The organism is Vogesella perlucida (genome assembly GCF_979366545.1).
In genome coordinates, this window is the sequence record NZ_CEETRO010000002.1 from 345,462 (window position 1) to 371,687 (window position 26,226).

Annotated in this window: 11 protein-coding genes (1 of these 11 cut by a window edge); all 11 read left to right on the plus strand. The window is 65.0% G+C overall.

Features of this window, described 5'->3' with window-relative positions:
- Positions 1–4,409, plus strand: the 3' portion of a protein-coding gene (locus ACZ9XP_RS04080) for a VCBS domain-containing protein (protein WP_465188045.1). The gene continues 24,916 nt to the left of window position 1, outside the view; the window shows 4,409 of its 29,325 coding nt (coding positions 24,917–29,325); the start codon falls outside the window, past its left edge; it ends in the stop codon at positions 4,407–4,409.
- Positions 4,410–4,450: 41 nt separating this feature from the next.
- A complete protein-coding gene (locus tag ACZ9XP_RS04085; RefSeq protein ID WP_206208714.1) occupies positions 4,451–4,738 on the plus strand; it encodes a DUF3467 domain-containing protein in 288 nt (95 codons plus the stop codon).
- Between the two features lie 66 nt (positions 4,739–4,804).
- Positions 4,805–6,625: an efflux RND transporter periplasmic adaptor subunit gene (locus tag ACZ9XP_RS04090; RefSeq protein ID WP_465188046.1), complete on the plus strand. Its 1,821-nt coding sequence runs from the start codon at positions 4,805–4,807 to the stop codon at positions 6,623–6,625.
- Between the two features lie 4 nt (positions 6,626–6,629).
- Entirely contained in the window at positions 6,630–8,783 is a 2,154-nt protein-coding gene (locus ACZ9XP_RS04095; RefSeq protein ID WP_147684769.1) for a PqqD family peptide modification chaperone, read from the plus strand.
- 2 nt (positions 8,784–8,785) lie between these two features.
- Positions 8,786–10,762, plus strand: coding sequence for a preprotein translocase subunit SecA (locus ACZ9XP_RS04100; protein ID WP_147684771.1), 1,977 nt, complete (start codon positions 8,786–8,788; stop codon positions 10,760–10,762).
- Between the two features lie 27 nt (positions 10,763–10,789).
- Entirely contained in the window at positions 10,790–11,521 is a 732-nt protein-coding gene (locus tag ACZ9XP_RS04105) for an efflux RND transporter periplasmic adaptor subunit (RefSeq protein WP_465188048.1), read from the plus strand.
- A 26-nt stretch (positions 11,522–11,547) separates the two neighbouring features.
- Positions 11,548–13,611 (plus strand): POTRA domain-containing protein, encoded by a 2,064-nt coding sequence (locus tag ACZ9XP_RS04110; RefSeq protein WP_465188049.1) that lies wholly within the window; start codon positions 11,548–11,550, stop codon positions 13,609–13,611.
- A gap of 26 nt (positions 13,612–13,637) precedes the next feature.
- Positions 13,638–23,210 carry a two-partner secretion domain-containing protein gene (locus tag ACZ9XP_RS04115; protein WP_465188050.1) on the plus strand — a complete coding sequence of 3,191 codons (9,573 nt, stop codon included), beginning with the start codon at positions 13,638–13,640 and terminating at the stop codon, positions 23,208–23,210.
- Positions 23,211–23,279: 69 nt separating this feature from the next.
- Positions 23,280–23,663, plus strand: coding sequence for a VanZ family protein (locus tag ACZ9XP_RS04120; protein WP_465188051.1), 384 nt, complete (start codon positions 23,280–23,282; stop codon positions 23,661–23,663).
- A gap of 36 nt (positions 23,664–23,699) precedes the next feature.
- Positions 23,700–24,989, plus strand: coding sequence for an aminopeptidase P N-terminal domain-containing protein (locus ACZ9XP_RS04125; protein ID WP_465188052.1), 1,290 nt, complete (start codon positions 23,700–23,702; stop codon positions 24,987–24,989).
- A gap of 41 nt (positions 24,990–25,030) precedes the next feature.
- Complete coding sequence (locus ACZ9XP_RS04130; protein ID WP_465188053.1) at positions 25,031–26,200, plus strand: FAD-dependent oxidoreductase; 1,170 nt, start codon at positions 25,031–25,033, stop codon at positions 26,198–26,200.
- The last annotated feature ends 26 nt before the right edge of the window (positions 26,201–26,226 follow it).

The following is a 26,226-nucleotide window of genomic DNA, read 5'->3' on the forward strand; positions in this document are numbered from 1 at the left end:
TGATCGCCGGCTATGGCCGCGACGGGGTGCAGGTCAATAGCACCGAAAACGCCTTCCGCACGCTGGTGGGCGACAACGCCCAGCTGCTGTTCTCGGGCGAGGGCAACGTGGCCCGCCAGGCGGCCAGCCTGGTATCCCTGCTGACGCTGGACCAGACCGCGGTGACCGGTGGCGGCGATACGCTGCAGATCGGCAGCACCGGGGCGATAGCCGGCGAGCTGGGCGAGGCGCAGCTGGTAGGCGGGATGGGCGAGGACGTGCTGTCGGTCTACGGTGCCTCGGTCAATGCCGTGCTGCTGGGCGATAACGGCCAGCTGCAGCGTAACAGCGGGCGCAATGCTGCGCTGACCAGCGTGGGCAGCCTGCTGCCAGAACAAGGCGCGGGCGATACGCTGACCCTGACGCATGGCGAGCACGTGGTGATTGCCGGCCAGGGTGCCGACAAAGTCACCGCCGGCAAAGGCTTTGGCGTGGTGCTGGGCGATAGCGGCAATGTGAGCTTTGGCAGTAGCGGCAAGCTGGCCTCGGTCAGCAGCAGCGGCATTGCCCAGGGCGGCAACGACGTACTGCAGCTGGGCGTGGGCGTGTCGGCTATCGACGGTGACAAGGTGGTGGTGGGCGGCTTTGGTGCCGACACCATCAGCGTGCAGTCGCAGCGCGGTACCGCCAGCCTGGCGTCCGAACGCGCGGTGGCGGGTGATAACGCCAGCATGATCTTTGATATTGCCGGCCGCCTGACTTCGTTTGGCACGCTGGATAGCGACCCGTCTACCGGCGGTAACGACGACATCACCGTGTCGATGACCGGTGATGCCATTGCCGGCGTGATGGCCGACTTCAATATCGTGGCCGGCGGCATGGGCAGCGACCGCATCAATGTGCTGGGCAGCGTGCTAAGCCGCGACGTGGTGTCCGGTGACAACCTGGACTACCGCCGCAGCGGTGCCGCTAGCGGCTACCAGCACCTGTTTGCCGAAAGCAGCCAGCCGCAAAGCGGCGGCGACGACAGCATCCGCGTGGGCAGTGGCGACAAGCTGCTGTTTGGCGGCGCAGGCAGCGACAAGGTGGAATCGCTCACTGTCGCGGGCGACCGCAATATTGCCTTTGGCGACGCGGGCAGCGTGTCCTTTGCCGTAGACGGCAGCGGCAAGCTGGTGCGCGTGGGCACACAGAGCGACAGCAGCGGTGGCGACGACACGTTGAATATCGGCGCCGGTACGGCCTATGTGTTTGGCGGCTTTGGCCGCGATGCCCTCACGCTGAGCGGTGGCGATGCCGCCTTGCGCGTGGTGGCCGGCGACGGCGCCCAAGCCAATTTTGATGCCACAGGCGCACTGCAGCTGGTGCAAAGCACCGGCAGCGATGCCGCGGACCCGCTGCTGACCAGCGACAGTTTCGTGCTGCCCAACAGCGGCCGCAATATCGTACTGGGCGGCACCGGCGTGGATACCTTGTCCGGCAGCGCAGAGCTGGATGCGGCCAACCCGCAGCACAGCATTATCCCGGGTAGTGGCCTGGCCGACCTGGTGCGCCAGATTGTCAGCGTGGTGATGCTGGGCGAGTACGGTGAAATGGGCGTGACTACCAGCGGCTACGTGAAACCGCAAAACGGTGGCGGCAGCGGTACGGTGGAAGGTGACCTGGACGGCAAGGGCACGCTGACAGAAGACAGCAGCACCCGTGCCAGCGGCCGTATTGCCTACCCGGCGCTGTCGGGCGGCGTGGCCAGCTTCGACCCGGCTGCCAACACCCAGCAAGGCCGCTTCGGCAAGCTGGAAGTCAAGGTGGATGGTAGCTGGAGCTACACCTTGGGCAACGACAGCACCAGCAATGCCCGTGTGCAAGCGCTGCGCGACGGCGATGTACGCAGCGAGGTGTTTGTGCTGACCACCACCGACGGCAGCCAGACCACCGTTACCTTCACCATCAACGGCAGCAACGACCAGCCGCAGGCACAGCTTGCCAGCCTGGTAGAAGACGGTGCCACCAGCAGCAGCGGCCGCCTGCAAGACAGCCTGGCGGGCCTCGCCAGCGTGTTCTTGCCGGGCAGCTTTGTGGGCGAGCTGGGTACGCTGCAGCTGTCGGCCGACGGCGCCTGGCAGTTTGCGCTCAGCGCCAATGTGCAGGCGCTGGCAGCCGGTAGCAGCCGCCGCGAGAGCTTTACCGTGCAAACGGTAGACGGCGCCACTACCACGCTGACGGTGGACATCATCGGTGTGAACGACGCCGCCATCATCAGCGGCCAGCAAAGCGGCAGCGTGGCGCAAGACGGCGCGCACAGCAGCAGCGGCCAACTGCAGATCAGCGATGCCGACGACGGCGAGGCGCAGTTCCAGGCAGGCAGCCAGGCAGGCAGCTACGGCACCCTGCAGCTGGATACCAACGGCAGCTGGACTTACACCCTGAGCAACGGCGCGGCCGTGGCCAAGGGCCAGACCGTGGCAGAGCAGTTCACCGTCCTGGCCAAAGACGGCACCAGCAGCAGCGTGAGCATCAGCGTAACGGGTGGCAACCACGCCGCCCAGATCGCCGGCCAGCAAAGCGGCGCCGTGGCCAAAGACGGCCAGCAGCAGGCCAGCGGCCAGCTCAGCATCAGCGATATCGATGCGGGCGAGGCAGCGTTTGTAGCGCAGACCATCGCCGGCCAGCATGGCAGCTTCAGCCTGCAGGCCGACGGTAGCTGGGCCTACCAGCTGCTGGATGGCAGCAGTATTGCCAAGGGCGCTACCGTGCAGGAAAGCTTCCAGGTACAGAGCGTAGACGGCAGCAGCAGCACCGTGGTGGTGGCCGTGACCGGTGGCAACCATGCCGCCAGTGTTAGCGGCCAGCTGGCGGGCGCGGTTGCGCAAGATGGCCAGCGCAGCAGCAGCGGCCAACTGCTGGTGAATGACATCGATGCCGGCGAAGCGGTATTTGTGGCAGGCAATAGCCAGGGCCAGTACGGCCAGCTGCAGCTGCAGGCCGATGGCAGCTGGGTGTACTTGCTGCAAGACGGCAGCAGCATTGCCAAAGGGGCTACCAGCCAGGACAGCTTTACCGTACGTACCGCCGAAGGCAGCACTGTGCAGCTGGTGATTACCGTGACGGGTGGCAACCATGCCGCCGTGATCGGTGGCGCACTGGCCGGTGCCGTGCAGCAAGGTGGCAGCACCCTGGCCAGCGGCCAGCTCAGCATCAGCGATAGCGATGCTGGCGAAGCCGCCTTTGTGGCGCAGCGTTACCAGGGCAGCTACGGCGTGTTCAGCCAGGCAGCCGACGGCCAGTGGCAGTACCAGCTGCAAGACGCCAGCGCACTGGCCAAAGGGGCGGTGGTAAACGAGACCTTTGTGGTGAACAGTGTGGATGGTAGCCAGACGAGCGTGAGTATTGCGGTAACGGGTGGCAACCACAGCGCGGTGATCAGTGGCGACAGCCAGGGCAGCGTGAAGGCGGATGGCAGCCAGCAGGCCGCCGGCCAGCTGCAGGTCAGCGACATCGACCAGGGTGAAGCCAGCGTGCAGGCAGGCAGCCTGGCAGGCGTGTACGGCCAGCTGAGTCTGGCTGCCAATGGCCAGTGGCACTACCAGCTGGCAGCAAACGCCAGCCTGGCCGCCGGTAGCCAGCAGCAAGACCGCTTTACCGTGCTGTCGCAAGACGGTAGCGCCCGTTTCGATATCGTCATCTCGGTCGCCGGTGCCACGCTGGTAGCCCAGCCAGTCACCGACCAGCAAGTAGTGCAGGCGCAACAGCTGGCCAATAGCGGTAGCACGGCAGCGGGTGGCACCACGGCTGGCAGCACGGCCAATGGCAGCCAGGCTAGCCAGCAGTCCGGCCCTGGCCAGACCATGGTTGGCCGCACGGAAGCTGGCGGTAGCGCCAGCAGCCAGCAGGCAGAAGAGGGCGAGCAGGACAGCCAGCAGCCAGTGGTGTCTGTTGCCACGCTGGGCGATGTGCTGTTTAGCGCTACCCAGCCGCTGCAGGGCAGCTTGCCGCCGGTCAGTACGGTGGCGGTCGAGCTGGCACCGGTAGCCACGCCGGCACAGCAAGCCATGCAGGACGTGGTGCTGAGCACGCAGGCCGAGCCGGAAGCCGACGCCACGCCTGCTGCCGAGGCCGCATCCGCCCAGCCGGACGTGCCGGCAGATCCTGCCACACCTGCCGCTGAAACTGGTAGTGATGTGGTATCCTCTGCCGCGCCTGTTGCACCGGAAAATATCCCGGCCCAGCCGCAGCCTGCCGCGCCGGCAGCCGCCGCCGAGCCGGGTAATACCGCCGCAGCCGGTGCCGCTAGCGATGTGATGGCACAGGCGCAAGACCTGGCCCTGGGCTTGGCCGCGCTCACCAGCGCGGGCCGCAGCAAAATTCTGTGGGACCGTCAGCCAGGCAGCGACAAGCGCGCTGCCGAGCGCGGCACCAAGAATCGTCGATAACAACGTTTTTTCGTAACCATTGCTAGATGCAAGGAATGAACATGAGCCAACAACAAGAGAACAACGAAGCTGTCGTGCCGCAAATCGTCTGGGATGATTCCCGCATGGTGACCAGCTACGCCAACGTGTGCAATGTGCTGGGTACCCGCGAAGAAATCATGGTGCTGTTCGGTGCCAACCAGGCCTGGCAGAGCGACCAGAAACAGGTACAAGTGACCCTGAGCAACCGCGTTGTACTGAACCCGTACGCGGCCAAGCGCCTGCTCACCATGCTGGAGCTGGGCCTGAAAGAGTACGAAGCACGCTACGGCGAGCTGAAACTGGGCTAAACCCCATCGCGCCGCCAGCCTTGCCGCTGGCGGCTTTTCTTTGTCTGCCGTTTGCCGTTTGCCTACATGACCACACACTCCACCGGCGCGCCTGATGCCTGGTTGCAGCTAGCCCATGCTCCGTATAACGACCACGCCTACTGGCAAGCCTGGCTACAGTGCTGCCGCCAGGGCCTGCCGGCCTTGGCCGAGCTGGCGATTGTGTTGTCCGACGTGCCGGATGAGGGCCCCTATGCACCGGCCTTGCTCTGGCCCAGGGCCGACAGCGTGTCGCCGCTGCTAGCCAGCCTGTGCGAGCGTGTGCTGGATATGCGCCTGCCGCTACAGCAGGTGCAGGACGGCGTACTGGTGCTGGCTCTGCCGGTGTTGGCGGGCGAGCAGCTGCACGGCGTGCTGGCGGTGTCCATGCCGGCCGCAGCCTATACCCGCGAAAGCCTGGCCTGGCTCAAGTGGGGGCAGGGCTGGCTGCTGCCCGCCGCGGCAGGCGTGACGGCAGACAACGCCGCTTTTACCGAGCGGCTGCTGAAATCACTGGATTTGCTGATGCTGGTGGTGGGGGAAAACACCGCCCACGACGCCAGCCATGCCGTGGTCACCGATATGGCCGTGGCGCTGGGCTGCGACCGCGTATCGGTAGGCTTTGCCCAGCGCATGACGGTCAAGCTGCAGGCCTTGTCGCATTCTGCCGAGTTTGCCGGGCGGCAAGATCTGGCCGCTTTTCTGGCGCGGGCCATGAACGAGGCCGCCGACCAAGGGCAGGCTTTTTACTTTCAGCCCGGCGAGGCCGGCCCGGCAGGGGGCTTACGCATCGACCGCGAGCACCGTGCGCTGGCCGAGCGCTTTGCGGCCAACCATATTCTGAGCGTGCCGTTTTATCTGGATAAGCAGCGCTACGGTGTGTTTGTGTTCGAGTGGGCCGAGCCGGTATTGCCGGACGAAGCCAGCCACCTGGCCCACATGCTGTCGCCCATTGTTGGCCGCATGCTGCTGGACAAACGCCACGCCGAGCGCCCGTGGTGGCGCCGCGCAGCCGATGCACTGAAAACCGAGCGCGACCGCCTGCTGGGCCCGCTGCACGCCGGGCGCAAGCTGGCGGCCATCGTGCTGCTGGCGCTGGGGCTGTTTCTGGGTCTGGCCACCGGTGACTACCGTGTCGGTGCGCAGTCGGAGCTGGAGGGGGCGGTAAAGCGCACCATCGTGGCGCCGTTTGACGGCTTTGTGGCGCAGGCCTACAAGCGCGCCGGCCAGGTGGTACCGGCCGGTGGACTGCTGGCGCAGCTGGACGACCGCGACCTGCAGCTGGAAGCCAGCAAATGGCGCAGTACCCAGTCGCAGTACCAGAACCAGCTGCAAGACGCCCAGGCGCAAAGCGACCTGTCGCAGATACAGATTTCCATTGCCCAGTCCGAGCAGGCACAGGCGCAGCAGGCGCTGTCGCAAAGCATGCTGGAGCGCTCGCGCATTCGCGCCCCGTTTGCCGGCTTTATCGTGACGGGTGATTTGTCGCAGCAGCTGGGTGGCGCGGTGAAGAAGGGCCAGACCCTGTTCGAGATTGCGCCGCTGGACTCCTATCGCGTGATTCTGTACGTGGAAGAAGCCGATATCGACGAAATCAGGGTAGGGCAGCAGGGCCAGCTGATGGTTACCGCCATGCCGGGCGAACGCTTGCCTTTTAGCGTGTCGCTGGTGACGTCGGTGGCGCAGGCGCGCGATGGCAAAAACGTGTTCCGGGTAGAAGGCGTGCTGGCTACACGCAACCCCACACTGCGCCCCGGCATGGATGGCGTGGCCAAGGTATACGTGGGAGAGCGCAAGCTGGTATGGATCTGGACGCATAGCCTGTTTGACTGGCTGCGGCTGAATATCTGGTCGTGGCTGGGGTGGTAGGCGCATGAGTGCATCGCTGTTTTCCCCGTCCTGGTACCGCGTGGCCCCGCTCAAGCCGCGCCTGCGCCAGCAAGCCAGCCTGGTGCGCCATGTCTACCGCGGCGAACGCCACTATATTCTGCAAGACCAGGGTAGCGGGCGCTTTCTCAAGCTGAACCCGGCTGCCTACCAGATTGTGGCGCTGATGGATGGCCAGCTCACGCTGGACGCCATCTGGCAACGCACCTGCGAAACGCTGGGCGACGATGCCCCGACGCAGGACGAAGTGCTGAACCTGATGACCCAGCTGCACCAGGCCAACGTGCTGCTGACCGACCAGGCACCCGATCTGGCCGAGCTGAACGAGCGGCGCCAGCGCCTGGGCCGCATGAAGCTCAAGCAGTACCTGATGAACCCGCTGTCGCTGAAGATTCCGCTATTCGACCCGGACCCGTTCCTTACCCGCCTGTACCAGCTGGCCCCCGCCTGGCTGCTGCGCTTCATCCTGCCTTTGTGGCTGCTGGTGGTGGGCAGTGGCGTGGTGATGGCGGGCATGCACTGGGACGAGCTGACGCGCGACCTGACCGCGCGCGTGTTCCGCCCGGATAACGTGCTACTGCTGGCGCTGATCTTTCCGCTGCTCAAGGCCATTCACGAGATAGGGCATGGCCTGGTGGTAAAGGCCTTTGGCGGCAGCTGCCATGAAACCGGCGTGATGATGCTGGTGATGATACCGGTGCCCTATGTGGACGCCGGTTACGCCATCAGCCTGCCATCGCGCCGCCAGCGCATGCTGATTGGCGCGGCAGGCATGATGACCGAGCTGTTCTTTGCCGCGATTGCCATCTGGCTATGGACCTGGGTGGCACCGGGCGTGGCCAAGGCTGCACTGCACCAGGTGGTGATTCTGGCGGGGGTGACCACCTTGCTGTTCAACGCCAACCCGCTGGTGCGTTTTGACGGCTATTACATTTTTTCCGACTGGCTGGAAATCCCCAACCTGGGGCAGAAGGCCAACCAGTACATGGGCTATGTGTTCAAGCAGCACGTCTTCCGTGTGCGTAGCGAGCAAACCCCGCCGCCCACCACCCCAGGCGAGCCGGGCTGGCTGGTGTTCTATGCCATCGGCTCGTTTTGCTACCGCATCATGCTGTCGCTTTCCATCATTTTGCTGGTGGCCGAGCGCTTTTTCTTTGTCGGCGTGCTATTGGCAGTGTGGAGCGCGGTAAACATGCTGCTGCTGCCGCTGTCGCGGCAGATCCGCTTCTTGCTGGATGACCCGGTGCTGCAGGGCGTGCGGGCGCGGGTGCTGTCCATCGCGGGCGGGCTGCTGTTGGGCTTGCTGCTGCTGGTGCTGCTGGTGCCGGTGCCGTCGTGGACCATGGCCGAAGGCGTGATCTGGATGTCGGAACAGTCGCGCGTGCGTGCCCCCGCCAGCTGCATCGGCAGCCGCGTGCTGGTGCCGTCTGGCAGCCAGGTGGTGCGCGGCCAACCTTTGCTGGCGTGTGACGAGCCGGAGCTGGGGGCGCTGCTGGCGGAAACCCGCTCCAAGATTGCCGAGATGGAAAGCAAGCGCAACAAGGTGTTGCTCACCGACCGCGTGCAAGCCCAGATCATCGAGGCCGAAACCGGCTACCACCGCAACCGCCTGCACGACCTGCAAACACGCCAGGACGCGCTGCTGATCCGCAGCCCGCTGGCTGGCCGTTTCGAGGTGGCTTCCACGCTGGATTTTGTCGGTGCCTACGTAGCGCGTGGTGATGTGGTGGGCTATGTGCTGGACCCGTCACGCTACACCCTGCTGACGGTGGTGCCGCAGGCCGATGTCGACCAGGTGCGCCGGCACAATATCGGCGTGGAAATCCGCAGCGCGGTAGAAGTAGACGGCCTGATTCCCGCCACCATGGTGCGCGAGGTGCCCGGCGCCACGCGGGACCTGCCCAGCCTGGCGCTGTCGCTGCAAGGCGGCGGCAAGATCGGCCTGGACCCGGACGCCAGCCACGAGGCGCCGGTAGCGCTGAATGCGCTGTTCCAGTTCGAGCTGCGTTTTGATAACCGGGCCGTGCCGCGCACCCTGGGTAACCGTGTGTACGTACGCTTTATCCAGCAGCCCGAGCCGCTGGCCAGCCAGTGGTACCGTGCGCTGCGCCAGATGTTCCTCAAACGCTTTGCGGTGTAGCCATGTTTGCCCTTTCCCTGCTTGCCGACCTCTACCCCCAGCGCCGCGACTGGCAAGACCGCAGCTGGCTGGACCGCCAGAGCGAGCGCCTGCGTACCTGGCTGCAAGCCAGGCTTGGCCTGTCGCCGTGGCGGCTGAATCGTTTTGTGCGCCAGGTGGATGCCGCCCAGCCGGCGGTGGACGCGCTGGACGAGGCAGCCCTGCAGGCGCTCACCGCAGAGCTGCAGCTGCTGCTGCGCCGCGATGGCCTGCAAGACCGCCACGTGGCGCGGGCTTTTGCCCTGGTGCGCCGCCGGGCGGGCGAGCTGCTGGGCAAGCGGCATTTTCCGACCCAGCTCAAGGGTGGCTACATCCTGCTACAGGGCTTTTTGCTGGAAATGGATACCGGCGAGGGCAAAACACTCACCGCCACCCTGGCTGCGGCGGTGGCCGCCATGGCCGGGCGCAAGGTGCACGTGGTGACGGTGAACGACTACCTGGCCGAGCGTGACGTGGCGCTGATGGCGCCGCTGTACCACGCGCTGGGGCTGAGCACCGGCCTGGTACGCGAAGACATGAAGCCGGACGAAAAAAAGCCGGGCTATCTGGCCGATATTGTCTATTGCTCCAATAAATCGGTGGTGTTCGACTACCTGCGCGACCGCCTGGCGCTGGCCGACAAGATGTCCCCCATGCAGCTGGCGCTGGGGCGGCTTAGTGGCCGCAGTGCGGCCAACATACTGCTGCCGGGTTTGCAGTTTGCCATTGTGGACGAGGCCGACAGCGTGTTCATCGACGAAGCACGCACGCCGCTCATCATCTCGGCCAGCCGCCCGGGCAGCGAAAGCGAAGCCTACTACCGCCAGGCCATCGAGCTGGCGCGCGCACTGCAAGCGGGTGTGCATTTCGAGCACGCCGGCCCCGGTGCGCACCCGCATCTGAATGGTGCCGGCCGCGACGAGCTGGCCAGGTTGGCCGCACACCTGCCAGCGGTCTGGCGTGCGCGCAACCGGCGCGAAGAGGTGGTGGGCATGGCACTGATGGCCTGCCATGGTCTGCGGCGCGATATCGATTACATCGTGCGGGAGGGCAAGGTGCTGATCGTGGATGAAAACACCGGCCGCACCATGGCCGACCGCTCGTGGGAGCGCGGCCTGCACCAGATGGTGGAAGTCAAAGAAGGCCTGCCACCGGGGGACGAGCGCGAAACGCTGGGCAAAATCAGCTACCAGCTGTTCTTCCGCCGCTACCTGGTGCTGTCCGGTATGACCGGTACCTGCCGCGAGGTGGCCGGCGAGCTGGGCGAAGTCTACGGCCTGGGGGTGGTGCGTGTGCCGCCATACCGGCCATCCAGGCGCCGCTATCTGGGTGCCCGTCTGTTTGCTACTGCCGACGAGCGCTGGCGCGCCGTGGTGGGCGCGGTGCAACAAATGCAACAGTCTGGCCGGCCAGTACTGATTGGCACCCGCAGCATCAAGGCGTCCGAAGTGCTGGCGGGCTACCTGCAGGCCGCCGGCATCGGGCACCGCGTACTGAACGCCAAGCAAGACGCCGAGGAGGCCGATGTGGTGGCCAGGGCCGGTGCTGCGGGGGCGGTCACCATTGCCACCAATATGGCTGGCAGGGGGACCGACGTGCTGCTGGATGATGACGTGAAAATGAAAGGTGGCCTGCACGTGATCCTGACCGAGCGCCACGATAATGCGCGCGTGGATCGCCAGCTGATCGGCCGCTGTGCCAGACAGGGCGACCCTGGCAGCTATGAAATCATGCTGTCGCTAGAAGATGATCTGGTCGTGCAATTTGTAGCAAAATTTAATGTTATATTATCGAGATTGTTACAAACTGCTAAGTATCCTCTAATTGGTGGCGCAGGTCTGCTGTACTACCGCGCGGCACAGAGATACGTGGAATGGCAACACCGTCGGCTGCGGCAGCACATGCTGAGCGCAGACTTCAGGGCACGGCAGGCACTGTCTTTTTCTGGCCAGTCCGAGTAGCCCGGCACAAGGGAAAACAACACAACAATGAACCAACTTGTCACTCACCCCCCGCGCACGCTGGGCGCTATGTTTCTTGTCTGGCCGTTGCTGGCTGCTGCGGCGCCGGCAGCGACGACTTGCCTGATTGTGCCTTCGCTGGAAGTCAACGTTGGTACGCCGGTAGACGGCGTGCTGGGTCAGGTGTTGGCCGACCGTGGTGATGTGGTGCGCGCTGGCCAGCTGCTGGCCAAGCTGCAAAGCGGTGTAGAAGAGGCCGCGGTGGAATATCAGGCGGCCAAGGCGCAGTTTGGTGCCCGCAAGACACAGCGCAACCAGGAGCTGCAAAAGAAACAGCTCATTTCCAGCCAGGAGCTGGACGAGATGGCCACCGAATACAAGCTGTCCGAACTGGAGCTCAAAGAGCGCCGCGAGCAGCTGCGCCTGCGCAGCCTGTTCAGCCCGATTAACGGCGTGGTGGTAGACCGCTACCGTCAGCGCGGCGACCTGGTAAAGCAAGAGCGTATCTACCGTATTGCTCAGCTGGACCCGCTGTTTGTGGAAACCGTGGTGCCGGCCGCGCTGTTTGGCAAGGTACGCAGTGGCCAGAGCTACGATGTGACGCCGCAGCTGTCCAGTAGCCCGCTGAAGGCACGTGTGGCCAACGTAGACAAGGTCATTGATGCCGGCAGCGGCTCGTTCCGCGTGCGTCTGGTCCTGCCCAACCCCAAGTACGCGCTGCCATCCGGCCAGCGCTGCAAGATTACCTTCCCTGAATAAACGCGCCTGGGTCACATCACAACACCATGGAACACTCCAGTCAGACTACCCGCCAGCGCCGTGCCAAGCCCGCCACCCTGAGTGTGCCGGTTGTCGCGTTTTCCCTGCTGCCTCTCGTGCTGCCGGCTAACACCGTCATCGCTGCCGTTACCCAGACACCGCCGTCGCAGGACGCCGGTGTCGTTTTCAATGCCCAGAAGTTGCCACCCGCCAGCCTGTTTCCGCGCAAGCGCGACAAGGTACAGCTGCGCGCCAGCATGCCAGAGGTTAAAACCGACAACGAGGCTATCCGCTTGTCGATAGGTGGTTTCCGCTTTGAGGGGGAAACCGGGCTGGACCAGCAGGCTTTGCAGGGGGTGTTGCAGCCATGGCAGGGCCGTGACCTGAGTTTTGCCGAATTCGAGCAGGCCGTACACGCCGTGGCAGAACACCTGCGTACCCACGGCCACCCCTATGCCGAAGTCAGCATGAACCGCGCCATGCTGGGCGAAGGCACCGTGGCCATTGCCGTGCAGGGCCTGACCATGCCGCCGGAGCCTGTGGTACCGCAGGTGCTGGTGACCGGCTTCAGTTTTGAAGGCCTGACCCTGGCCAGCAATGAAGAAATGCAGTCGGTACTGAAAGCGCAGCTGGGCAAACCGCTGAGCCTGCCACAGCTGGAAGCGGCGGCCCAGCAAGCGGCCGCCCACCTGCGCGCCAAGGGCTACCCGCTGGTGCAAGCCTACCTGCCGCCGCAAAAAATCCAGGACGGCGTGGTACGCATCGCCTTGCAGGAAGGCGCACTGGATGGCGCATCCGGCCTGAACGGTATTGTGGTGCGCAGCAATGCGTCGCCAGTAAAAGACAGCACCGTGGCAGCCTTGCTGGCTGAGGGCGCGCCGGCAGGCAAGCCTATCCAGGCCGCCGAGCTGGAGCGCGCGCTGCTGGTGGCGGGCGAGGTGCCGGGTATCAAGAAAGTGCAGGCCGAGCTGACGCCGGGTAGCGTGGCCGGCACTACCAAGGTAGAAGCCGACGTGGAAAGCGCGGGCCTGTTCAATGGCGCCGTGTGGGCCGACAACTACGGCAACCGCCATGCCGGTATCGCCCGCCTGAATACCCAGCTGAACCTGAACAGCCCGCTGGGCTACGGCGAGCAGCTGTCGCTGAACGCCACCAAGTCCGACAGCCTGGATAGCGGCAAGGTCGCCATTCAGCTGCCGGTAGGCCACCGCGGGGCCAAGGTGGGCGTGTCGGCATCCAGCATGAACGTGGATATGGGCATTACCACCGACGTGCCGCGCAACCTGAGCGGCGATACCAAGGTGGTATCGCTGTTTGGCAGCCTGCCGCTCACCCGTTCTGGCACGGCCAACACCACGCTGACCGCCAGCCTGGACCAGAAAGACATGAAAAACAGCCTCAGCACGCTGACGCTGGATGACCGCAAGATCACCATGCTGAGCCTGGGCCTGAATGGTGACCGCTACGACAGCTGGGGCGGCCGCCTGGGCTGGAGCGCCGTGCTGTCTGCCGGCGATAACGACCTGTCCCGCGACCTGGGCTACGCCGCACTGGACGACGCCTCGGCGCGTACCGGCGGTGGTTTCCAGAAGCTGAACCTGGCGGTAAGCCGCCTGTCGCGTCTGGACAAGGCGGGGAACTACCAGCTGGCGCTGTCGCTGTCTGCCCAGCTGGCCAGCAAAAACCTGGATAACAGTGAAAAACTGCAGCTGGGTGGCCCTAGCGGCATCCGCGCCTACCCGATGGGCGAAGGCCTGGGGGATGACGGCTGGCTGGCCAATGCCGAAGTGCGTACCGCGCTGGGCAAATTTGCCGGTGGCGATGTCACCTTGTTCGGCTTTGTCGATGCCGGTGGTATCAAGCAGTACAAGCACACCTGGAACGGTGCGCTGCCGGCCGGCAAGCCTAACCAGTACACCCTGGCCGGTGCCGGCGTGGGCATGAAACTGAGTTACGACGATAAAGGTGGTGTCAGCATCACCGTGGCCAACAAGCTGGGCAGTAACCCGAACCAGAGCGCCAACAACACCGATGCCGATGGCCGTAACCGTGCCGCCCGTGTATGGGTAATCGGCAATATTGCCTTCTGACCGCGGCTGCAGAACGGATAAAGATAATGAAAGCAAACCACTCGCGCGATGTCGCTCACCTGGCCATCCGTACCCTGCCACTGTTGGTGGCCATGGCCTTTAACCCCGCACTGGCGCAGCTGGCAGGTAATGCCCTGCCTACCGGTGGCCAGATCGTGGCTGGCCAGGGGGCCCTGCAGCAGGCAGGCAATACCCTGAACGTGCTGCAAAACAGCCAGCAGATGATTACCAACTGGCAAAGCTTCAATATCGGCCAGCAGGCGGCGGTGAACTTCATCCAGCCCAATGCCAGCGCCCTGGTGCTGAACCGGGTCATCGGTGCCGACCCGTCGCAGATCTTTGGCCAGATGCGTGCCAATGGCCAAGTCATGCTGATTAACCCGAACGGTATCCTGTTCGGGCCCACCGCCCAGATCAATGTGGGCGCGCTGATGGCGTCGTCGCACGCCATCAGCAACGAAGATTTCCTGTCCGGCAAATTCACCCTCGGCGGTGCCAGCCAGGCAGTACGTAACGCCGGTAGCATCAATGCCGCAGACGGTGGCTATGTGCTGCTGGCCGGTGCCCAGGTAGACAATAGCGGCAGCATTACCGCCAACAACGGTACCGTTGCGTTGGCCGCTGGTCGCGATATCAGCGTGACCGTAGGCCAGACCGGCCTGTTGAAAGTGAAGGTAGACACCGCCGCGGCCCAGGCCAGCATCAACAATGCCGGCGCGCTGGTAGCAGATGGCGGCCATGTGTTGCTTACCGCCAAACAGGCCGCGCCGCTGGCGTCGGTAGCCATCAACCAGACCGGCGTCGTGCGCGCGGATACGCTGAACCAGAAACAAGGCGAAATCTGGATCGACGGTGGGGCCGGCAAGGTAGTGCTGGCTGGCGACACCCGCGCCCAGGCCGCCAGCGGCCAGGGTGGCCGTATTGTGGCAACCGGTGGCGAGCTGGAGATCAGCGGTACCGTGAATGCCTCCGGCGCGCAGGGCGGCGGCCAAGTGTATCTGGGCGGTGGCTGGCAGGGTAAAGACCCGGCTATTGCCGAAGCCGGCAGCGTCACCATCCAGCAGGGCGCACACGTGGCCGCCAGCGCTACCGACGCCGGTAACGGCGGTACGGTGGTGGCGTGGTCGGCCGATGCTACCCGCCTGCTAGGCAGCATCGAGGCAAAAGGCGCAGGCCAGGGCAACGGCGGCCAGGTGGAAACCTCCAGCCGCGGCGTGCTGGGTGTATCCGGCAGCGTTAGCGCCGCGGGCGGGGCGGGTGGCCAGGCCGGCCGCTGGCTGCTGGACCCCACCGACATCACCGTGGTGGGCGGCGCCACCGGTACGGCATGGCCAACGGCCAATGGCCAGTCCGGTGCCGTGAATAATGTGCTGGCCAGCAGTATCGAAGCATCCCTGAATGCTGGCAGCAGCGTAGAGCTGCAGGCCGACAACAAGATCACGATCCAGAGCGATATTTCCAAAACCGCCGGCGGAGATGCCTCGCTGGGGCTGAGTGCCGGTGGCGATATCCTGCTGGATACCGGGGCGGATATCTCGTCTACCGTGGGCAAGCTGAATGTGGATTTTGGTACCGCCAGCAAAACTGCCGGCAGTGCCACCCTGAAGGGTACGGTGAACACCAACGGCGGCAATGTCACCTTCCACAAGGAAGCCGTCCTGGCGCACGGCACGCCGATTTCCACCAAGATTACCCAGACCAGCAGCGCGGCCTCCGGCAACATCACCTTCAATAAAGACGTGAAGTTGGCCGCACAGGCCTACAGCGTGGCCCTGAATGCACAAGGCGCGCAGAGCGGCGCCAACTACACCGGTAGCGGTGGCAATATCATTTTCAACGGCAGCATCACGTCCAGCACCCCGGACCTGGTACCGCTGTCGCCGCAGGCGCTGTCGCTGGACAGCACCGGCAGCACCGCCGGCAACATCATTCTGGGTAGCCAGGCCAGCGACCGCATCGGCGGTAGTGGCAACGAGGCGCTACGCAGCCTGACGCTGGCAGGCGATACCGATATCGCGCTGAAGGCCGGCACCATCAATCTGCTGAGCTCCAGCGGTGATGTGCTGACCGCGTCCAATATTGCCAATACCACCACCACGCTTACCCTGAACGCCGACACGGTCATCAATGTGGGCGGCGGCACCATTCCGGGGGTGGCTACCGGTTATACCGACTACCGCCAGCAAACCTTCAATATCAGTGGCCAGGCGTATGCGCTGACCATCAACTCGGCACGTTCCATCAAGCTGAAAAACACCGGTATTGATGTCAAGACCCTCAGCCTGAACGCCTTTGCCGACAGCGCCGCCACAGCTGGCGGTGTGCTGCTGGACAACGCCAGCCTGACCACCCGTGGCGGTAATCTGTTCATTGGCAAGGATGGCGGTTTTGCTACCGGCTACGGCGGTGATGCAGACGGTGTGACAGACGGCGTACGCCTGAGCAACGCGGTGATCAACACGCAGGGCGGCAACCTGCAGATCAGTGGCCAGGCGCCCACCAGCAGTAGCGCGGGTGCCGGTGTGAAAATTACCGGTGCGGCCACGCAGGTCAATACCGGTGCCGGCAATCTGACGATCAACGGCAAGGTGGCCAACCAGGCCGGCTCCGGCAACAAGGACGGCGTGATTATTGGCGAAGACGGTGCCTCGCGCGTGACGCTGCAAACCAGCAGCGGCAAGCTCACCATCGACGGTGATGCCAGCAGCCTGACCACTACGCCTACCGGCGGTACGCGTTACGACGGGGTAATCATCTCGTCCAAAGCGCTGATCAAGACCGATAGCGGCGATATCCAGATCACCGGCAAGGGCGGTGGCGGCAGCCACGCTTTCCTCACCGAAAACCACGGTATCCGCATCGAAGACACCGAAACCAGCATTGTGTCCGCCAGCGGCGACATCACGCTGTCCGGTACCTCGGGCGGTAAGACCAGCGCCACCGGTGGTGAAAACAGCTTTGGCATCTACGCCAAGGGCCAGACCATGTACCTGGGCAGCTCGGCCACCGAAAGTGTTGCCGCGACCGGCGTGGTGACTGTCGAAGCCGACAGCATGCAGTTTGTGAACAGCTCGGACTTCCACCTGAACGTGGCCAGCAGTGGCGAGCTGCGCGTGCTCCCGCTGAGCACCGGGCGCAATATCGATATCAGCAGCGCCGGTGCGGTAGACAAACTGTACCTGGGCAACGACTGGTTCAATGGCAGCAGCCGCGCTATTTTCCGCCCCGGCTTTGGCAGCGGCAGTGCGGCCAACCCCGGCATTACCCTGGGCCGTACCGATGGCACCGGCAGCCTCACGGTCAGCAGCGCCACTACCCTGCGCGACAACACCGCACTGGTGATGGGCGGCGCAGGCGGCAAGGTGCTGATCAACGCCGCACTCACGGTAAAAGCCAGCGACGCAGCGCAAAGCCGCCAGCTGGTGCTGGACGTGAACGGCGGTGCCACCGGTAACGGCGTGATCAATACCAACAAGCTGTTGCTGAACGGCAGCGGCGACGTGGTACTGGGCGGCGCCAACCTGGTGGACACCCTCACGGCCAACCTGGCCGACCGCCTGGACTACACCAACGCCAAATCGCTGCTGATTGGCCAGGGCAGCTATGTACGCACCAACGACCCGCTGGCGGCCAACCTGCAGCCCAATACGCAGACCACCACCAGCAGCGACGGCATTGTCACCAGCAACGATGCGGTCAATATCACCCTGAGCAACGGTGACCTCACGCTGGACCGCAACATCAGCGCGGGCACCGCCACGGTGGCGCTGACGACCCAGGCCGGCGGCATCACCGAGCAATCGGCGGCCATCATTACCGCCGACAAGCTGGCGCTCAGCAGCCAGGATAGCGTGACGCTGGATAACACCAACCAGATCAACGTGCTGGCAGCCAACGTGAGCGGCAGCGGCGCGGACCTGAAACTGACCAACGGCAAATCGTTGCTGCTGGACCGCGTGGCCGTGACCCCGCTCAGCGCCGACAGCAGCGCCACCGTGACCGCAGGCAGCACGCAGCAGCGCGATGGCGTCAGTGTGAACGATATGGCGCGCCTGAACCTGAGCGCCGGCGACCTGAGCCAGTCCGCCACCGCCGGCCAGGGCCGGGTGACGGCGGCCAACGTCAAGCTCACCCTGGCCAGCGGCCAGGTGGCACTGAACGACACCACCAACGACATCGGCACCCTGGCGGCCACGCTGCAAGGCAGCGGCAAAACCCTGAGCGTGAAAGACAAAAACGCGCTGCAGGTCGGCACGGTAGACGGCAGCAACGGTGTGCAGACTACCAACGGCGACATCACGCTGGAGGCCTCGGCCGACGCTGCCTCCACTGCGGGTGACCTGCAGCTGGCCCAGCAAGTCAACGCCGGTACCGCCGACGTGCGCCTGGCCTCCGGTAAAGGTGCCATCAACGAAACCGCAGCCAGCGGCATTATCACCGCCAACGAGCTGAAACTGGTGGCCGTGAATACGTCCACGCTGGACAGCAATAATGCGGTAGACGAAGTGACCGCCAGCATCAGCGGCAGCGGCCAGGGCGTACGCCTGAGCAATACCCGCAGCCTGGTCGTAGGCGACCTGGACAGCCAGACCGGCATTACCGCGCCTGGCGACGTGCGCCTGACGCTAGCCGCCGGTAACGCCAGCGTGCGCAACCTGACGCAAACGCAAGACATCAAGGCTGGCGGCCTGAACGTGGCCAGCGACACCGGCGATATCACGCTGGAGCGTACGACTAACGAAATCGGCAAACTGGCCGCCCGTCTGGACGGTGCCGGCAAAGCGCTGAAGCTGAAAGACAAAGACGGCATCGAGATCGCCACCGTGGATGGCCGCAGCGGCCTGCAAACCAACGGCGGTGACATCAACCTGGTGGCCGCAGCCGACGCTGCCAGCAGCAGCGGCGACCTGGTGATGACAGCGGATGTCAGCACCGGTGGCAGCAACGGCGTGGTGCGCCTGTCCTCGAAACAGGCCGCCGTCAGCGGCGCAGGCAAGCTTACCGCCAAGGCCCTGCTGGCACAGTCGGTGTCCGGCGTGAACCTGTCCAGCAAGCTGAGCGATGTGGACACTGTGGCCGGCTCGGTCAGCGGTAGCGGCGTGTTCAGTTACAAGGATATCGATACGCTGGAGGTGGGTAGCGTGGCCGACGCGGCCAACGTGGCGGTAAACGGTATCAGCACGCAGAACGGCAACGTACAAGTGTCGGTAGCCGAAGATACCACCGCCACCGGCGGCGACCTGAACCTGACCCAGTCGGTAACAGCAGGCGGCAGCGGCAAGCATATCGCCCTGCAGGCGTACAAAGGCAAAGTCACTGAAACGGCCAACGTGAGCCTGAGCGCTGACCAGCTGCAGCTGCTGGCACGCGATACCACCGAGCTCACCAACCCGGCTACCGGTAGCGGCGTACACAATATCGGCACGCTGGCAGCCACCATTACCGGTGCCGACCAGAGCCTGACGTACTTCAATAGCGGCGCGCTCACCGTGGGTAGCGTTACCGCCAACGACAGCGTTAACCCGCTGCAGGGTGTCAGCACCGCCAGCAGTGGCCACATCGCCATTGCTACCGGCAACGGTGCGCTGACGCTGGACAAAAACGTGAGCGCGGGCGGCGCAGGCTCGGTAGACCTGCGTGCCGGTAGTAGCGGCAGCGATATCGTGTTCAATGGTGGCCAGGCCACATCCGGCAGCGGCACCGTGCAGCTGGTGGCCGCGCGTGATATCAGCACCACCACGAATAACAGCCAGGTCAACGAAGTACAGACCACTGGCAATGTGCTGCTGCAAGCTGGCCGCACCATTGGCGCCGACGGCAAGCGTATTGAAGTGGCCGACGCCGACAAGCTGGCCGCCGGGGCCGGTGGCGACGTATGGCTGCACAAAACCCGCCAGAGTGGCAGTGGCGATGTGAAAGTGGATGCCGTTGGTAAAACCACTTACAACAACAGCAGCTTTGGTGGCGCCGCCAGCGACCAGTCCGGCATTCGTGCCGATGGCAATATCGCCCTGAACGTGGCGGACGGCCAGCTGGCCATCAACCGCGACATCGTCGCTACGCAAGGCGGCAGCATCGACCTGCGCACTGGCGGCAGCGGCAAGCACATTGTGTTTGACAGCACCGCAGGCGTAGAGAGCAGCGGCAACAGTGGCGACCGCCGCATCCAGCTGATCAGTAGCGGTAATGTGCTGGCTAACGGCGTGGACGCCGATGCCAATAACGAAATCCGTACCAGCGGCAGCGTGCTGATCTCGGCCGCCGGCAGCGTGGGCGCCAGCGGCAACCGCATAGAAACCAGCGCAGTCGATACGCTGGCGGTGGAAAGCGGCAGCGAGCAGTGGCTGCGCCAGCATAACGGCAGCCTGACCATCGGCAGTGTGGCGGCCCTGACGCCCGGCGACAATGCGCTGACCCGCACTGCGGCCAACCTGTCCGGCCTGGTGAGCAAGAGCGGCAACAGCGCCATCCATCAGGATGTCAGCGCCGGCCAGCTGGTGGTGGACAAAACCGTGTCCGCCAGCGGCAGTGGCGCGGTAGACCTGCGCGCCAGTGCGGCCATGCGGGTGCAGTCGGGTGCCAATATCACCTCGCAAAGCGGCAACATCCTGCTGTCTACCGGCGGCACCTTCAGCGCGACGGATAACAGCCTGGGCGTGCAGACCATCAGCACCGCTGGTGGTACGCTGGTGATCGAATCCAATGGTGCCATCGACCTGAGCCAGGGCCGCCTGGATACCTCGGGTGCGGCAGCAGGTCAGGGCGGTGAAATCTACCTGCACAATGCCGGCGCCAACGGTGCCATTACCGTGGGCCAGCGCATCAAGAGCCAGGGCGGCAGCAACGCCAATGGCGGCACCGTGACCCTGCGTAACCAGAACGGCAACATCCTGCTGGCCAACACCATCGACGTGACGCGCGGCATTGGTGGCAGTAGCGATGGCGCCATCCAGCTGCAGGCGCATGGTGACATTACCGATACCGCCAACGGCCTGCTGGTAGGCGACAGCAATGGTGAACTGTCGGTCAGCAGCAGCGATGGCAAGATCAGCCTGCTGGCCAGCAGCAACGGTGGCCACCAGATGGCGACGGCAGCCTTTGCCACCAGCGCCAGCGGCAAGACAGCCACCGTGGACTACCACGACAAGACCGCGCTGACCGTGGGTACCGCCGGGGGCAAGGGCTCGGCCCTGGCCGGCCCGCAGGCCGCACCGAGCAGCCAGGTGGCAGCTGTATCCGGCGTGCGTACCGTAGCCGGTGGCGCACAGGGTAGTGTGGTGGTGCAGAGCGGCGGCGCGCTCACGGTGAGCCAGGCCATCAATACCCAGCCGGCCACCGGTACCGGTGCCAAGGTAACGCTGCGCAGCGACGGCGCCCTGCAAACCCAGGCCAGCATCAATACCTCGGGCAGCGTAGCCGGTGGCGACGTGCTGCTGGCGCGTACCGGCAGCGGTGCCGCCGACATTACCGTGGGCGCCGCTATTAATAGCAACGGTAGCCAGGGCGGTAGCGTGACCCTGCACAACCCGGCCGGCAAGCTGCTGATCAATGGCCAGATCGACACTGACGGCAGCAGCCAGGGTGGCCGCATCCAGCTGGCCAGCAGTGGTGACATCAGCCAGAGTGCTGCGCTGAAAGCCAGCGGTGGCAGTGCCGGCGCGTTGAAGATCATCAGCGCCGGTCAGGTCACGCTGGAACACACGGGTAACAATGTCGATACGCTGGCGGCCAGCCTGAGTGGCAGCGGCAAGGCGTTCAGCTACCTGGACGCAGACGGCCTGACCGTGGGTAGCGTGCCTGCCCACGAAGGCCAGGCGGCCATCGCCGGTATCAGCAGTAACAACGCCGACATCACCCTGCGTAACCAGGCCGGTGACATCACCGTGGCGCAAGCCGTGGCGAGCCAGGGCGGCAAGGTGGTACTGAATGCCGCACAGGACGCGCTGGTGAACGCCGGCGTGGCCACCAGCGCGGGCCAGGCCCAGCTGCAAGCCGGCCGTGACATCACCCTGGGTGCCGATGTGCAAACCGCTGGCGGTAACGCCATGCTGAGCGCCGCGCGCAACCTGACACAGCAGGCGGGTAGCCTGCTGGCTGGCAGCGGCCGCGCCACTGTGACTGTGGGCGGCGCCGCTACCCAGGCCGGGGTTGGCCGCATCGAGGCGGGCGAGCTGGCACTTAGCGCGGTGAACAACAGCAGCCTGCAGCAAGCCAACAATATCGGCACCCTGGCGGCCAACATCAGCAACGGCAGCCTGCAGCTACGCGATACCGATACCCTGCGCGTGGGCACGGTGGGCAGCCTCAGCGGTGTAACAAGCAGCGGTGCGCAGCACATCAGCGTAGACGGCGGTGACATCAACGTGGCGCAAGCCATGCAGGCTAACGGTGGCGCACTGACGTTGCTGGGCGGTACCGGTGCCATCAGCATCAACGCCGGCCTGACGGCGCAAGGCGGCGACTTGACCGTGCGCAGCACCAACGGTGCCATTGCACTGAACGGTGATGTCAACGCTGCAGGCAGCACGGCCACCTTGGCCGCAGGCGGTGCCAATGGCCAGCTGCAACTGGCGGCCAACGTCCGTGCCGATACGGTACTGCTGGATGCGGCGCAGGATATCCTGCAGCAGGGTTCGGGCAGCCTGTCGGCTACCCGCACCGAGATCAAGGCCGGTGGTAGCGCCCGCCTGGAAGGCAGCAATAACCTGGCTGGCATCCTGGCTGCACGTACTGGTGGCCAGCTGCGCTACCAGGACGCGGGCGACCTGGCCGTAGGCACGGTGAACGGCAGTCAGGGCATTCAGGCCGGCGGCACCCTGTGGGTGCGCGCCAAAGGGAATGTCTCGCTGGATCAAAGCCTTAGCGCGGCAGGTGGCGGCAATAACGCGCTGGTGCTGGTGGCTGGCAAGCGCCTGCTGAACAATGCCGGCAGCAACGCCCTGCAGGCCAGCAATGGCCGCTGGCTGGCCTACGACGATAACCCGCTGCTGTTGCCAAACGGCTTGAACTACACCTTCCGCCGCCTGGCTACCCACTACGACCGCTACAACGAGTTTCAGGTGGCGGAGCAGGGTAACGGCTACCTCACCACGGCCGTGATCGGCTTTACCGAGCAGTACTCGCGCCTGAACGGCGGTGCGACCGAAGCGGCCGATGCTGGCGTGGGTGTGGCGCTGCCTGGCGGTGCCACCCGCAATCGCGTGCTGGAAGTGCCGGTTCAGCAGCCCGCATCGCTGTACGCAGCCGTGCTGAGCCGCCCGTCGCTGGCCAGCCCGCAGGTATCGGCCAACGGCCCGGTGATCCAGTCCAGCATGCCGCTGGTACTGCCGGTGCAGCCAGGGCGTGATTTCGTGGCCGCCTTCCGCGACCTGGTAGGCAATGCCACAATCGAGTCGGTACGCATGGCCGATGGCAGCGAGCTGCCCAACTGGCTGCTGGTCAACAGTAGCGACCAGACGCTGGCCGGCAGCTTCCCGAAAGACCTGAATACGGCCGTGAAGCTGCAGGTGCGCGTGATGGACGCGGGTAGCTCGGACATCTACCCGGTGGAACTCACCATCCTGCCGCGCGATCGTATGGCGAGTGTCGGGTACCGTTGAGCCTTCAGTGGTTTACAGCACGACAACCCCGGCCAGGCCGGGGTTTTTTCTGACAGGGCAAGGATGGGCATGAAATCCAATATCAGCCGTCTGCTACCGTACGGGCCTGCGATGGCCTGGTGGGGTGTGATGGTCTATCTGCTGTGGTTCAAGGCGGGCGGGCCGCCGTCGGCGATACCGCATTTTGACAAGGTAGGGCATTTTGCCCTGTTCGCGGCCTGGGCGGCCTTGTTGGCCGCACCGGCTTTGTGGCGCGGCCAGCCATTACGCCAGCTCATGCCTGTGGTGCTGTGTGCCTGCCTGCTGTGGGCCGTCGGCTCCGAGCTGGGGCAGGCGCTGTTTACCACGACACGCAGTGCCGAGGTGCTGGACGCCGTGGCCGACATGGCGGGTGCCTTGACCGGCGTCATGTTGGCCGCGCATGGCATCGCCCTGTGGCGTGCACGGGTGTAAACTGGGCGCCGTTTTCTCCTGCCGGGTATGAACACCATGCCACTTAGCCTGCAACACCGCCGCCAGCAGCTGCTGGCCAGCCTGGGAGATGCCATTGCCGTGCTGCCCACCGCACCGCTGGTGATCCGCAATGCCGACGCGCATTACCCCTACCGCGCCGACAGCCATTTCCTGTATCTCACCGCGTTTGACGAGCCGGAAGCCGTGCTGGTGCTGGACGGCCGCCGTGGCAAGTCCATGCTGTTTTGTCGCGATAAAAACCCGGACATGGAAATCTGGGACGGTTTCCGTTATGGCCCGGCAGCGGCGGCCGAAGCATTCGGTTTTGACGAGGCCTACAGCATCAGCGAGCTGGACACCCGCTTGCCCACGCTGCTGGAAAACGTCCCCGCCCTGTACTGGCCGGTGGGCAATGCCCAGATCGACGCCCGCGTGGCCGGCTGGCTGGCCAGCGTGCGCAGCCGCGCCCGCGCCGGGGTAGACGCCCCCGCGCAGTACGGCGACCTGCTACCGCTGATCGACGATATGCGGCTGCGCAAGGACGAGCGCGAGCTGGCGGTGCTGCATCAGGCCGGGCACATCTCGGCCGAGGCGCATGTGCGCGCCATGCGCGCTACCCGCCCGGGTATGTACGAGTACGAAGTGGAAGCCGAGCTGCTGCACCACTTCATCCGCAACGGTGCGCGCTACCCGGCCTACGAAAGCATCGTCGCCGGCGGTGCCAACGCCTGCACGCTGCACTATGCGGCCAACAATGCGCGGCTGAACGACGGCGACTTGCTGCTGATCGACGCCGGTTGCGAGTTTCGCGGCTACGCCGGCGACATCACGCGTACTTTCCCGGTAAACGGGCGCTTTAGCGGCCCGCAGCGCGACCTGTACGACGTGGTGCTGGCCGCCGAGCTGGCCGCCATCGACACCATCGCTCCCGGCGTGGCGCTGAATGTGCCGGCCGACGCTGCGCTGCGCGTCCTGGTGCAGGGCATGCTGGATTACAAGCTGCTGCAGGGAACGGTGGACGGGGTGATCGAGTCTGGTGAATACCGCCGCTTTTACATGCACGGCATTGGTCATTTCATTGGCCTGGACGTACACGATGTGGGCCTGCGCAGGCCGGGTGGCCAGTGGCGCTGTTTTGAGCCAGGCATGTGCACCACCATCGAGCCGGGTTTGTACATTCGCCCGCACGATAGCGTACCGGCGGCGTATCACCATATCGGTATCCGTATCGAGGACAATGTGCAGGTGACGGCCACTGGCCACCATGTGTACACCGATGCGGCGCCCAAGCGTATCGACGATATCGAAGCCCTGATGCAGGCCTGACGCCTGCGCCAATGTGGAGGCCGCGCAGGCGGCAATAAAGCATGCAGAACATACCTCAGCATAGTGATGTGGTGATTGTGGGCGGTGGCCCGGTCGGTGCCCTGGCCGCCCTGCGGCTGGCCCAGGCCGGCCGCCAGGTGGTGCTGATCGAGGCGCGCGCCGAGAACGAGCCGGTACGCGATGCCCGTGCGCTGGCGCTATCGTGGTACAGCCGCGAGCAGCTGGCGCTGGCGGGTGCCTGGCCGGACAGCCTGCCGGCCACGGTCATCGACACCGTACACGTATCGCAGCAGGGCGGTTTTGGCCGCACCGTGCTGCAGCATACCGACCTGGGCCTGCCGCACCTGGGTGTCGTCATCGACTATCCGGTGCTGACCGCGGCGCTGGCGCAAGCCTTGGCGGACTCTGGCGTGACCGTGTTGTGGCAAACCCGCGTCGAGCAGGCTCGCGCGCTGGCGCGCTACGCTACCGTCACACTGCGCCAGGCCGATGGTGCGCAGGCCACGCTGACCAGCCGCCTGCTGGTGCTGGCCGAAGGCGGGGCGCTGGCGGAAAGCCTGCCGGGCATCCGCCGTCACGTGCACGACTACCAGCAAAGCGCTGTGCTGGCGCAGGTGGAAACCAGCCAGCCGCATGAGCACCGTGCCTACGAACGCTTTGCCAGCGACGGCCCGTTTGCCCTGCTGCCGCACGGCGACAGCATGATGCTGGTGTGGACGCGCAGTCACGCTGACGCCGCCCGCCTGCGCGACGCCGACGACGCCGTGGTGCTGGCCGAGCTGCAGCAAGCGTTTGGCGAGCGTCTGGGGCAATTCACCGCCGTGGGCCCGCGCGCGGTGTTCCCGCTGGCCCTGCGCCAGCTGAACCGGGTAACGTCCGGCCGCGTGGTGATGATAGGCAACGCTGCACAAACCATGCACCCGGTGGCCGCGCAGGGCTTTAATCTGGGCCTGCGCGATGCGGTAGGCTTGGTAGATGCAATAGCGGGCGCTGCTGACCCGGGTGACGCCGCCGTGCTGCGCCGTTACAGTGCCAGCCGCCGGGTAGATAGCCACGCCGTGGTGGGTTTCACACACGGTCTGATCCAGCTGTTTGACGGCCATCACCCGGTAGTGAAAGCACTGCGCGGTGTGGGCATGTCGGCGGTCGACGCAGTGGCGCCGGCGCGGCGTGCCTTTGCCAGTCATCTGGTGTTTGGCGTGGGTGCGTAGCCTTTGCCGTTTTCCTGCGGCCAACC